Annotated in this window: 9 protein-coding genes; 4 read left to right on the plus strand and 5 right to left on the minus strand. The window is 68.0% G+C overall.

The annotated features are described in order from the left end of the window. Positions 1-1,083 (plus strand): mechanosensitive ion channel family protein, encoded by a 1,083-nt coding sequence (locus ACNR9O_RS03285; RefSeq protein WP_473682924.1) that lies wholly within the window; start codon positions 1-3, stop codon positions 1,081-1,083. Here the strand turns inward: ACNR9O_RS03285 and ACNR9O_RS03290 are convergent. Beyond that, positions 1,080-2,468, minus strand: a complete 1,389-nt coding sequence (locus tag ACNR9O_RS03290) for an ATP-binding protein (RefSeq protein ID WP_473682922.1) — start codon at positions 2,466-2,468, stop codon at positions 1,080-1,082. The two genes, ACNR9O_RS03285 and ACNR9O_RS03290, sit on opposite strands and share 4 nt — an antisense overlap. Next, positions 2,465-3,130: a response regulator transcription factor gene (locus tag ACNR9O_RS03295; protein ID WP_473682920.1), complete on the minus strand. Its 666-nt coding sequence runs from the start codon at positions 3,128-3,130 to the stop codon at positions 2,465-2,467. The genes ACNR9O_RS03290 and ACNR9O_RS03295 overlap by 4 nt, the downstream gene beginning before the upstream one ends. A gap of 139 nt (positions 3,131-3,269) precedes the next feature. Here ACNR9O_RS03295 and rng point away from each other — a divergent pair, with 139 nt between their 5' ends. After that, a complete protein-coding gene (rng, locus tag ACNR9O_RS03300) occupies positions 3,270-4,757 on the plus strand; it encodes a ribonuclease G (RefSeq protein ID WP_473682917.1) in 1,488 nt (495 codons plus the stop codon). Positions 4,758-4,781: 24 nt separating this feature from the next. Beyond that, positions 4,782-8,624 (plus strand): YhdP family protein, encoded by a 3,843-nt coding sequence (locus tag ACNR9O_RS03305; RefSeq protein ID WP_473682915.1) that lies wholly within the window; start codon positions 4,782-4,784, stop codon positions 8,622-8,624. 7 nt (positions 8,625-8,631) lie between these two features. Here the strand turns inward: ACNR9O_RS03305 and ACNR9O_RS03310 are convergent, their stop codons facing one another. Next, the gene (locus ACNR9O_RS03310) at positions 8,632-9,843 is read right to left on the minus strand and encodes a sterol desaturase family protein (RefSeq protein WP_473682913.1); all 1,212 of its coding nucleotides are present in this window, start codon (positions 9,841-9,843) and stop codon (positions 8,632-8,634) included. 138 nt (positions 9,844-9,981) lie between these two features. On the opposite strand from ACNR9O_RS03310, the gene tldD reads away from it, so the two are divergent. Continuing rightward, positions 9,982-11,421, plus strand: a complete 1,440-nt coding sequence (gene tldD / locus ACNR9O_RS03315) for a metalloprotease TldD (RefSeq protein WP_473682911.1) — start codon at positions 9,982-9,984, stop codon at positions 11,419-11,421. A 73-nt stretch (positions 11,422-11,494) separates the two neighbouring features. Here the strand turns inward: tldD and yjgA are convergent, their stop codons facing one another. Both yjgA and ACNR9O_RS03325 read right to left on the minus strand, forming a co-directional pair. Beyond that, entirely contained in the window at positions 11,495-12,064 is a 570-nt protein-coding gene (gene yjgA / locus ACNR9O_RS03320; protein ID WP_473682909.1) for a ribosome biogenesis factor YjgA, read from the minus strand. 20 nt (positions 12,065-12,084) lie between these two features. Then, on the minus strand, positions 12,085-12,339 hold the full coding sequence (locus tag ACNR9O_RS03325) for a DUF1653 domain-containing protein (RefSeq protein WP_473682907.1): 255 nt from the start codon (positions 12,337-12,339) through the stop codon (positions 12,085-12,087). Positions 12,340-12,370: the final 31 nt, after the last annotated feature.

Here is a 12,370-nt window from a genome sequence, read left to right on the forward strand (position 1 = left end):
ATGGCTATCGATCTCGCCAGCTTCTGGAACGACCATCCGCTGGGCCGCCTCGGCATCACGGTGGCGGTGGCGCTGGCGATCGCCTTCGTGCTGCGCCGCGTGGCGTACGCGCTGTTGCGACGGCTGGCGCATCGGCACCCTGCCGCCTACGGCATGGTCAGCCGCGCCACCGGGCCGATGGAATGGCTGGTGCCGCTGCTCACCATGGCGGTCGCGCTGCGCATTACGCCCGATCTGGACTTGCTGCGCTGGCTGGACGGCGTCAATCACCTGTTGCTGGTGGCGCTGATTGCCAATACGACCTGGTTGATCGTGCGCTGCATCGGCGCGCTGGAAGACCTGACCATCCGCCTGCATCCGATCGACTACGCCGACAACCTGCATGCACGCCGCGTGGTCACCCAGGTGCGCGTGGTCGGGCGGGCGGCCATGGTGCTGGTGGTTCTGGCGGGGATATCCACCGTACTGATGACGATTCCCGGCGTGCGCCAGTTCGGCGCCAGCCTGCTGGCATCTGCCGGCCTGGCCGGGCTGGCGCTGGGCATTGCGGCCAAGCCGGTGCTGAGCAATCTGATCGCCGGCCTGCAGATTGCGCTGACGCAGCCGATCCGCCTCGACGATGTGGTGATCGTCAAAGGCGAGTGGGGCCGCATCGAAGAGATCACCGGTACCTATGTCGTGGTGCGGATCTGGGACGAGCGCCGCCTGGTGGTGCCGCTGAACTACTTCATCGAGAACCCGTTCGAGAACTGGACCCGCCGCACCGCGCAACTGATCGGCACGGTGTTTCTATGGGTCGACTATCGTCTGCCGGTCGCGCCGCTGCGCAACGAGCTGCAGCGCTTGTGTCGCGAAGCGCCGGAATGGGACGGGCGCGTGTGCGTGCTGCAAGTGGTAGAGGCCGGCGAACGTGCGATGCAACTGCGCGCCCTGGTCAGCTCCGCCGATTCCGGGCAAGGCTGGGACCTGCGCTGCCGCATCCGCGAAGGGCTGGTCGCCTTCGTGCAGCGGGAGTTTCCCGATTGCCTGCCGACCACGCGTCTTTCCCGGCAGCGCGCGGAGGTAGCGCGAAAAGCGCCTTAATCCCAGTCCAATCTCGCGTGCAGCCGTTGGGCGCCGTCCAGGTCGAAGCTAAGGCGCAGCTCCAGGGCATGGGCCGCCGCCAGGGCCAGCGCTACGCCGAGGCCGGCATGCCCGGTGTGCTCGGGCTGCTTGCGCCAGAAGCGCTGGCCGAGGCTGGGCAGGTCAGCCGGCTGCAGCGTGGGGGCGGCATTGTCGATCTGGATGGCGTGGGGTTCCGCGCGCAGGTGGACGGTATCGCCCTCCGGGGCATAGGCACAGGCATTGCCGAGCAGGTTGCCGACGACCAGTTCGAGCAAGCCGGGGTCGGTGTCCAGGACGCCGCTCTGCTCCAGCCGCAGTTCCAGAGTCACGCCGCGAGCCGCAGCCGCGTGGCGATGGCGCAGCGCCAGCCGCTCCAGCCAGGGACCGAGCGCCAGCGGCTGGGGGTGCGGGTGCTCCAGGCCGCCTTGCAGGCGGGTGAGCAGCAGCAGCGCGGTGACGGTGGCTTCCAGTTCCGCGCTGATCTGGCCGACTTCGCCGAGCAGTTCCGGCAGGCTGCGGCCGCTGGGGTAGCGCGCTTCCACTTCGGTCAGCGCGCGCAGCTCGGCCAGGCGGGTGCGGGTCTCGTGGGCCAGGCCGCTGGCGAACTGGCGCTCGCGGGCGAGGCCTTCATCCATGCGGTCCAGCACTTCGTTGAAGCGGGCGATCAGCGGGTCCAGCTCGCGCAGGCCGCTGGGGTCGAGGCGTTCGCCGGGCGCGCTGGGGCCGATCGCGGCCATGCGCGCGACAAGGGCGCGTACCGGCCGCAGGCCGCGCCGCACGACCAACGGCACCGCCACCAGAGCGATGCCTAGCGCCAGCGCCGGGCCCAGCGCCAGGATCCAGTCCAGTGCCAGCAGGATCTGCTCGAAAGGCTCGCGGTCCTGCTGGTAGACCAGGGCGCAGCTACGCTCGGTTGCGGCAGCGCGGCGGCCGGTGCCGCTGGCCGCGTCGCGGGCCACGCTGACCGGCATGTTGAAGGTGAACATCACGCCGCCCAGGCGCAGGCCGTGGGCTTCCAGGCGGCTGTACTGCGGCTGCCGCGCGGCCGCCGCGGGCCAGCCCGCCGGCACGGTGGGCGGCGGCGGCTCGCTGCGCAGGGGCGGCAGGCCCTCGCAGCGCAGCTCGTAGAAGGCCGGACCTTCGCCGGCTAGCAGATTGGCGCGGGAGTAGCTGTCGGGCGCGTCCTGCTCCAGCTCGATCATGGCGGCCAGAGCGCGAGCCTGGGCCAGCAAGGCCTGCCGGTAGCGCACCTCCATTTCCATATCCATCTGCCAATCCATCACCAGCGCGCCCCCGCCCATGACGGCCAGGCTCGACGCCAGGAGCAGCAGGGTGACGCGGTTGGAGAGGGAGCCCAGGATCATGGAATCAGGTAGCCAGCTCCCCGGCGGGTTTCGATCAGGCCCTTGAGGCCCGCCGCGTCCAGCTTCCGGCGCAGGCCGAATACCAGCACCTCCACGCTGCGGTCGGACACGTCGGTGTCGCTGCCGGCGGTGCGCTCGAGGATTTCCTGGCGGGTGAAGGCCCGTCCCCGATGGCGCAGCAGCAGGCCCAGCACGGCGAACTCGCGCGGGGTCAGCACAAGCGGCTCCCCATTGACACTGGCACCGTGCGAGCGCGGGTCCCAGGACAGGGGGCCGTGCGTCAGCACTGCCGGCTGCGCCTCCTGCGGCCGGCGGGACAACGCGTGCAGGCGCGCCACCAGCTCGTCGAAGGAGAACGGCTTGATCATGTAGTCGTCGGCGCCGGCGTTGAGCGCTTCGATGCGATCGGCCACCTGGTCGCGCGCCGATAGCACCAGCACGCGGGGACGCTGGCCGCCGCTGGGAAGACTGTTCAGTACAGCAATGCCGTCCATGCGCGGCAGCATCAGATCCAGCACGACCAGGTCGAAGTCGAAGCTATCCAGGTAGTTCTTGGCCTCCACCCCGTCCTGGGCCGCATCCACCGTGAAACCTGCGCCCTGTAAACCATGTCTGAGGGTGGCGCGCAGGCGCTCGGAGTCCTCGACCAGCAGCAGCTTCATGTTCCCCCCGTGTAGTGGCTGAACCGGATCTGGGGCGCAGCTTAGCGGACCGAAGCGGTCGCGTATCTTTCGTGCGTACTGGCGCATCGACGCCCGTCCGCCCAGCCGCTATAAAGGCCCTCCGAGAGGGGAGTGTTCGGTGAGTGAAGAGATCCTGATCAATGTGACGCCGCGCGAGACGCGCGTCGGCGTCGTGGAAAACGGCATGCTCCAGGAAGTGCATGTCGAGCGAGCCTCCCGTCGCGGCTACGTGGGCAACGTGTACAAGGGCCGGGTGCAGCGGGTCATGCCCGGCATGCAGGCCGTATTCGTGGACATCGGCCTGGAGCGCGCGGCATTCCTGCATGCCTCGGACATCGTGCGCCCGCCGCTGCCGCCGAACGCCGAGGGCGCCGAGGTGACGCCGGCCGGCAACGGCCATACGCCATCGATCAGCGAGCTGGTGCACGAGGGCCAGGAGATCGTGGTGCAGGTGGTCAAGGACCCGATCGGCACCAAGGGCGCACGCCTGTCCACCCATCTGTCGATTCCCTCGCGCTACCTGGTGCTGCTGCCGCACGCGCGCACGCTGGGCATCTCCGCGCGCATCGAGGACGAGGCCGAACGCCAGCGCCTGAAAGAGGTGATGACCTCGCTGATCGGCGAAAACCCGCTCGGCTACATCGTGCGCACCAACGCCGAAGAGCAGACCGCCGAGTCGCTCGCCTTCGACGTCACCTACCTGGGCAAGGTGTGGCGCGTAGTGCAGGAGAACATCGCCAAGGCCAAGGTCGGCGACCGCGTGTACGAAGAGCTCTCGCTGCCGCTGCGCAGCTTGCGCGACATGCTCAACGACGACATCGAGAAGGTGCGCGTGGACTCGCGCGAGACCTACGAGAAGGTCGTCAAGTTCGTGCACAAGTTCATGCCCAGCCTGGATGATCGCGTCGAGCATTACTCGGGCGAGCGGCCGATCTTCGACCTGTACGGCGTGGAGGACGAGATCCAGCGCGCGCTGAGGAAGGAGGTGCCGCTCAAATCCGGCGGCTACCTCATCGTCGACCAGACCGAGGCGATGACCACCATCGACGTCAATACCGGCGGCTACCTCGGCACGCGCAACCTGGAGGAAACGGTCTACCGCACCAATCTGGAGGCCGCGCAGGCGGCCGCGCGGCAGCTGCGGCTGCGCAACCTCGGCGGCATCATCATCATCGATTTCATCGATATGACCGACGAGGAGCACAAGCGCCAGGTGCTGCGCATGCTGGAGAAAGGCCTGCAGCGCGATCACGCCAAGACCACGGTGTATCCGATGTCCGCGCTGGGCCTGGTGGAAATGACCCGCAAGCGCACCACCGAGAGTCTCGAGCGCCAGCTGTGCGAGCCGTGCCCGGCCTGCGGCGGGCGCGGCACGGTGAAGACTTCGGAGACGGTGACCTACGAAATCTTCCGCGAAATCACCCGCGCGGTACGCCAGTTCAACGCCGAGAAACTGCTGGTGATGGCGAGCCCGAAAGTGGTCGGGCGCATCCTCGAAGAGGAATCCGTGGCCGTGGCGGAATTGGAAGAGTTCATCTCCAAAAGCATACGCTTCCAGGCCGAAGAGCATTATTCGCAGGAACAGTTCGATGTGGTTCTCTTGTAATTCGCCGCGTGGCGTGAGCCCGCGGTGAATGTTGTCGCGCGCCAGCGGCTGCATCTGATCGCCCGCGCCGCAGGTTGGGTCGCGGGCGTGGCCGTGATCGGCCTGGCGGTGCTGGCCGGCCTGATCCAGCTGGTGCTGCCGACGCTCGCCAGCCATCCGCAATGGGTGGCGGCGCAGCTCAGCAAGCAGTTGCAGCGGCAGGTCACATTCGCTTCGCTGGAAGGGCGCTGGGAACCCTCGGGCCCGCTGTTCGTGATGCGCGACGTGGTGGTGGCGGGCGAGGGCGAGAGCCCGCTGCGCATTCCGGAGACCGAACTCAAGCTCGACCTCGGCGGCTGGCTGATGCCGTCGCGCCATCTGCTCAACATGCGCGTGCGCGGCTTGCAGCTGGATCTGTCGCGCGGCAAGGACGGCAGCTGGCACGTCAACGGCATCGGCCTGGCCGGCGGTGGCGAGCGGCAGAATCCAGCCTTCGGCCGCCTGTCGGTGGAACTGTGGCTGCGCGATCTGCGCCTGGACATGGCCGACGAAAGCACCGGCAAACACTACGCGCTGCTGGCCAGGCAATTGCGTGTGAGTCGCCAGGGCGGCCGGGTGCGCGTGGGCGCGATCCTGCAGCGCGAGGGCGTGGCTGGCGAACTGCGCGGCGCCGGCAGTTTCCGCGACGACGGCGCGGATGGCCGTCTGTGGATCGCCGGACGCGACGTCGACCTGCACGCGTTCGCCGCCGGCGTCGATCTGGGCGGTTATACCGTGGACGACGGTCGCGGCACGTTTGCCAGCTGGCTGGACTGGCGCGATGCCAAAGTGGTGCGCAACCTCACCCGCTTCGATCTCGACGGATTGGCATTGACCAGTCCGGACGGCCACCAGACGCGCGTGGCTTCGCTGCATGCGCTGGGCGATATGAACAAGACGGAGCAGGGCTTCCGTGTGCGCTGGGGGGCCGACGACGGCGGCGCGCTGGCGTTGGACGTACGCAATGGCAGCGATGGCCACGCCGAGGAGGCGCTGATTGCCGCGCGCCATCTGCAGCTCGGCGCGCTGCTGCCTTGGGCGGCGCTGAAGCCGGGGCTGTCTCCGGGCATGGCGCAATGGCTGGGTACCGGCAAGCCGCGCGGCAAGCTCGATCATGCGGCTTTGCGCTGGACCCGCGCCGATGGTCTGGCGAGCGCGAATGTCGTTTTCACCGGCCTGGGCATCGATGCGGTCGGCAAGCTGCCAGGCATCGATCAGCTCGATGGGACCGTGCGCGGCGACGCGGGCGCGCTGTCCGTGGAAGTGCCTGCACAGGCCACCGTGCTGCGCTTCCCGCATACCTTCCGCAAGCCCTTCGTGCTGTCACGCCTGGCCGGCAGCTTTGCGCTGTGGCACGAGGACGGCGACTGGCATGTCGGCATCGAGCCGCTGGCGTTCGACGGTGCCGGTTTCGGCGGCCACGCACGCGGCGAGATCCGCCTGCACGACGCCGGCGGGCGCCCCTTCCTGGATCTTTATGCGACGCTCGACCATGCGGATATGGACGCGGCGAAGCTGTTCTGGCCGATCGACTCCATGTCGCCTTCGGCCATCGAATGGCTGGACCGCGCGCTGGTCGCCGGCCGGGTCGACCATGGCGACATACTGGTGCGGGGCGACCTGGCCGACTGGCCGTTCCATCACAACGAAGGCCGCTTCGAGGCACGTGCCGAGCTCAGCGATCTCTCCCTGGACTATGGCAAGGACTGGCCGCGCGCCGAAGGCGTCACCGCGGTCGCCAGCTTCGTCAACAACGGCATGCTGGTGGAAGCCAGCGGCGGCCAGTCGCTGGGGGTGAAGGCCGAGCGTGCGGTGGCGCTGATCCCCGACTTCGCCAACACCACGCTCGATCTCAACGTCAACGGCAGTGGCAGCGGCGCGAGCCTGATCGACTTCGTGCGCCGCAGCCCGATCGGCAGCCGGCAGGCCGATGCGCTGGGCAAGCTCAGCCTCGGCGGCAGTGGCACGTTCGATTTCCATTTGTCGCTGCCGGTAAAGGACGCGAAGAACTTCCTCCTGACCGGCAATGCGGCGTTGAAGGACGTCGATCTCAACGCGCCGGACTGGAACCTCAAGCTCGACAAGATCAATGGTTCGGCCACGTTCGATGGGCATGGCTTTCATGCCGGGCCGCTCGACACGAGCTTCCGCGGCCAGCCGTCCAAACTGGACATTGCCATCGCGGCGGCGACCGGCCGGCCGGAAACGGAGTTCTCCGCCCGCCTCAGCGGCCGCTATGGCATGGGCGAACTGGTGCAGGGCATGCCGCAGCTCGACTGGCTGAAGGGTGTGTCGAACGGGCGCAGTGACACCACGGTGGGTTTCGACATCGTGCGTCCAGCCTCGGTCGCCAACGCCGCACAGATTCTCACGCTCGACACGAACCTGGCCGGCATGTCGCTGGACCTGCCCACGCCGCTGAAGAAATCCGCGGACGGCAGCTTGCCGCTGCACCTGTCGCTGAGCCTGCCGGTGCAGGGCGGCGACCTGCAGATCGCGGTCGGGCAGGTGATGCGCCAGCGCTTCCGCCTGCCCGACGACAAGCACCCGCTCGCCGCCACCTTCATGTTCGGCACGCGCATGCCCGATACGGTGCCGGACAAAGGCATCCGCGTGCGCGGACGCGCCGCCAGGCTGGATGTGACCGGCTGGGTGCAGCAGGCGGTCGGCGGCAGCGGCGGCGAAGGGCCGGGCCTGGAGAGCATCGACGTCACGGCGGATCAGGCGGAGGTGTTCGGCCATCCCTTCCCGTCCATGCGCGTGCAGGCGACGCCTCAGCCGGGGCAGTTGACGGTCGACGTGGACAGTGCCGACATCGCCGGCCGCTTCACGGTGCCTTCGGAAGATCTCAACAAGCGCGGCGTCACTGCGCGTCTGCAGCGCCTGTACTGGCCCAAGACCGGCGGCGATGCCAAGCCTGGCGGGGATACCCAGGTCAATGCGCCGAAGCCGGATCCGGCCAATACCGGCATCACGCCGTCGGCGCTGCCGCCGTTCCATCTGTGGGTGGGCGACCTGCGTTTCGGGGAGTCCAAGCTCGGCGAAGCGCGCCTGGAAACCTGGCCGACCGATCGCGGCATGCATATCGACCAGCTGCGCGCGCTGTCGCGCAGCGTGCAGATCAGCGGCAGCGGCGACTGGGACGGCACTGCCACCAGCAGTCGCAGCCACCTGCGCATCGACTTCGCGGCGGAGAACCTCGGCGACATGCTCGCCGCGTTCGGCTTCGCCGGGCTGTTCAACGGCGGCAAGACGCGCGCGCACCTGGACGCGAGCTGGCCCGGTGCGCCGTCGGCGATGGAGCTGGCCAACATGGACGGCAAGCTGAGCATGCAGGTGACCGACGGCAGCATTCCCGAGGTCGCTCCCGGCGTGGGCCGCCTGTTCGGCCTGGTCTCGGTGGTGGAGCTGCCGCGCCGTCTCACGCTGGATTTCGGCGACGTGTTCAGCAAAGGACTCGCCTTCGATTCGATCCAGGGCGATTTCGTGCTCGCCGACGGCAACGCCACGACCGACAACCTGCAGATGCGCGGCCCGGCCGTGGAGATCACCATCAAGGGACGCACCGGCTTGCGCACCAAGGACTACGACCAGCAGGTGCTGGTGATTCCGCACGTGGGCAACAGCTTGCCCATCGTGGGCGCCGTGGTGGCCGGCCCGCTCGGCGCCGCCGCGGGCTTCGTGGCGCAGGGGCTGCTCGGGCGCGGCATCAACCGCGTCGCCAGCGCGCGCTATCACATCGGCGGCAGCTGGGATAAGCCGGACATTTCGCTGGTGGAAAAGAAGAACCTGCCGGCTGCGCCGACCGAGACGGAGGCGCCCGCGCCCGCATCGAGCGCGGGACGCTGAGGTCGGCTCAGGTTTCGGCCGTCGGCTCCGCGGGCTTGGTACTTCCGCGGAACGGGAACAGCTGCTGGCGCACGAAGCCGTCCGGCATGTAGTCGCCGACCACGCCGTACTTCTCCGGGAATTTCTTGTCCGACTTCACCGCGGTGCCGAAGACGTAATCGAGGAACGCGTAGTGCGCGGCGTAGTTCTTGTCGATCGCCTCGTCGTCTGAGGCGTGGTGCCAATGGTGGAAGTCCGGCGTGACCACCAGGTACTTCAGCGGCCCCCACGGCAGATGCACGTTGGCGTGATTGAACACCGCCTGGAAGCCGACCACGATGATGTAGGCGTTCATCACGCCCTCGCTGAAGCCCAGGATGTACAGCGGCGCCAGCACGCATACGCGCGTGAAGATCAGCTCGAGCATGTGCTGGCGCGAGCCGGCCAGCCAGTCCATGGTCTTCACGCTGTGATGCACGGCGTGGAATTTCCACAGGAACGGCACCTCGTGGTACGCCCGGTGCGTCCAGTACTGCGCGAGGTCGGCAATCAAGATGCACAGCAGCAGCTGCGGCACGAACGGAATATCGCGTACGGCCTGCTGGAAGCCGCTGCTGACCAGCCAGGCGAACAGGTGGTGCAGCAGGAAGTTCACCACGAGCAGCACCAGACCGACGATGAAGTGGTTCACCGCGAAATGCTTCAGATCCGTCTGCCATTCCTTGCGGAACAGCGTCTGGCCTTTGTACAGCGGGAACAGCTTCTCGATGACCACGAAGATCAGGGTGGAGCCGAGCAGGTCCAGGATGAACCAGTCCAGGCCGATGTAGGGCGTGTGCTCAGGGAAGTTGCCGACCGGTACGCGCGAGCCGCCCAGTGCGGTGGCGATCACCACCAGCGCAAACGCCACGATATTGATGTTGCGCATGCGGCCGAGGATGACGTTGCCCAGCGAGATGCCGCCGGCGATCAGCAACGCGCCCAGCAGCAGCTGGCGCAGCAGGTCCACCGAGTAGCGATGGCGCAGGTCCGGGGTGGTCAGGTACTGGGGGAAATGGAACGCCAGCACGCCCAGCAGGCTGAGGAAGCCCAGCGACAGGGCGATCATGCTGCTGATCTTGCCCAGGCCTGGCTTCAGCTCGCCGTCGCGGTGCAGCCATTCGCGGGTGTCGTCGACCGGCGCCTTGACGGTGCGGTCGATCACCTTCTTGGCCAGCTCGCGCTTGGAGAAATCGCTCATCGGTGGTCCTTCACGTTCGTCGCAGGGCCGGCTCCCGGCCCGGTCGGGGCATGGTAACGGTTCCGTCACAGCTTTAAATGGGTGCCAGCGGGCCCCACTTGCTAGAGTTGATCCCCCGCATACATGGCACACCACCTCATGGATTCACTCATCGCTCTGGCCGAGCGCCGGCTGCTGGCGCCGGGCGGCCTGGCCGCCACCGACCTCGACCGCGTGTTCAACCAGCTGATGGGCCCCTCCATCGACGCGGCGGACCTGTATTTCCAGCATTCGCGCAGCGAGTCGTGGGTGCTGGAAGAGGGCATCGTCAAGGACGGCAGCCATTCGATCGAGCAAGGCGTGGGCGTGCGCGCGATCGCCGGCGAGAAGACCGGCTTCGCCTATTCGGACGAGATCGTGCTGCCGCAGCTGCTGGAGGCCTCGCGCGCGGCGCGCGCCATCGCCCATGGCGGCAACGGCGCCGGCAAGCCGCTGGCGCTGCACGGTGCCCGCCAGCTGTATCCGGCGATCGACCCGGTGGAAAGCCTGCCTAATCCCGACAAGATCGCCCTGCTGCGCGAAGTGGATGCCTATGCCCGTTCGCGCGACCCGCGCGTGAAGCAGGTGATCGTCAGCCTCGCCGCCACCATGGATACCGTGCTGGTGGCCTCGTCCGACGGCACGCTCGCCGCCGATGTGCGCCCGCTGGTGCGCCTGAGCATTCACGTGATCGCCGAGCAGAATGGCCGCCGCGAACAGGCGCACACTGGCGGTGGCGGACGTTACGGCTATCGCGAGTTGCTCGAGAACGGCCGTGCGCTGGCCTTCGCCGACGAGGCGGTGCGGCAGGCGCTGGTCAATCTGGAAGCCGTCGACGCGCCGGCCGGCAGCATGACCGTGGTGCTGGGCCCGGGCTGGCCGGGCGTGCTGCTGCACGAGGCCATCGGCCATGGCCTGGAGGGTGACTTCAACCGCAAGGGCAGCTCGGCGTTCGCCGGCCGCATCGGCCAGCGCGTGGCCGCGCCCGGTGTCACCGTCGTGGACGACGGCACGCTGCCCGGCCGCCGCGGCTCGCTGAGCATCGACGACGAGGGCACGCCGACCGAATGCACCACGCTGATCGAGGACGGCATCCTCAAGGGCTACATGCAGGACAAACTCAACGCGCGCCTGATGGGCATGCAGCCGACCGGCAACGGCCGCCGCGAGTCGTTCGCGCAGCTGCCGATGCCGCGCATGACCAACACCTACATGCTGGCCGGCCAGCACGATCCGCAAGAAATCATCCGCTCGGTCAAGCGTGGCCTGTACGCGGTGAATTTCGGCGGTGGCCAGGTGGATATCACCAACGGCAAGTTCGTGTTCTCCGCCAGTGAGGCTTATCTGATCGAGGACGGCAGGATCACCACGCCGGTGAAGGGCGCCACGCTGATCGGTTCCGGTCCGGAAGTGCTTACGCGCGTGTCGATGATCGGCAACGACCTGGCGCTCGACGAAGGCGTCGGCGTGTGCGGCAAGGACGGGCAGAGCGTGCCGGTGGGCGTGGGTCAGCCGACGCTGCGTGTGGATGGCATGACGGTGGGCGGTACGGCGTCCTGAGATGCCGGCGGCTGGCGGTCATTCAACGAAAAGGGCGCCGCTGGCGCCCTTTTTTTCGTGATGCGAACGGTTTTCAGCCTTCGTCGCCGCTGCCCTCGGCGGTCTGAGCCGTATCGCTTTCGCTCCCCGCCGCCAGATCTTTCAGCAACTGGAAGATCTCGCGATACGCGCGCGGCGGCTTGTTCTTCTCGCGTTCCAGGCGCGCCTGGCGCAGCAGCGAGCGCACGTGCTGGCGGTCCAGCTGCGGGTACGCCGCAATCAGCTCGGGCAGCGCGTTTTCCTCATCGGCGAGCAGGCGGTCGCGCGTGGCTTCCAGGCGGTGCATCGCCGCGGTTTCCTGGCGCTGCCGTTCGCGGTTCTCGCCGAGCGCGGCGCGCACGCCGTCGAACACGTCGCTGTCGTGCTTGCGCATCACCTTGGCGAGGAAGCCGAGCTGGCGCTTGCGCGCGATGTGCGAAGTGATCTTGCGCGTGTTGGCGATCTCGCGCAGCACGTCCTCGGGGAGGTCGAGCTTGGCGAGGCGGCTAGGCGGCAGCTCCACCAGCTGGCCGGCGAGCTCGAGCACGGCCAGCGCGTCGCGCCGCTGTTGCGTGCGCGTGGGGCCGTAGTCGTGATCGGGATCGTCGGTGTAGGTACGGTTCACGGCTTCAATCTCTTCGTAGGTCAGGGGGCCGCGGCGGCGACCGGACCGATGGCGATGCCGGGTTCCGCGCGCTCCAGGGCGAAGCGCGGCACGGTACGGCCGTCCACTTCGACCGTCTCGCAGAACATCGCGGCGGGTCGCACCCACAGGCCGTACTCGCCATACAGCGCCTGGTAGACCACCAGCGGCTCCATCGTCTCGCTATGGCGGGCGGTGCCGAGGACGCGGTAGGGCTGACCCTTGTAGTGACGATAAAGGCCGGTCTCCGGCACCATGGCGCTCTTCTCCGCGGCGAAAGGCTTTGCA

This window comes from Dyella sp. CR10, from assembly GCF_055814425.1.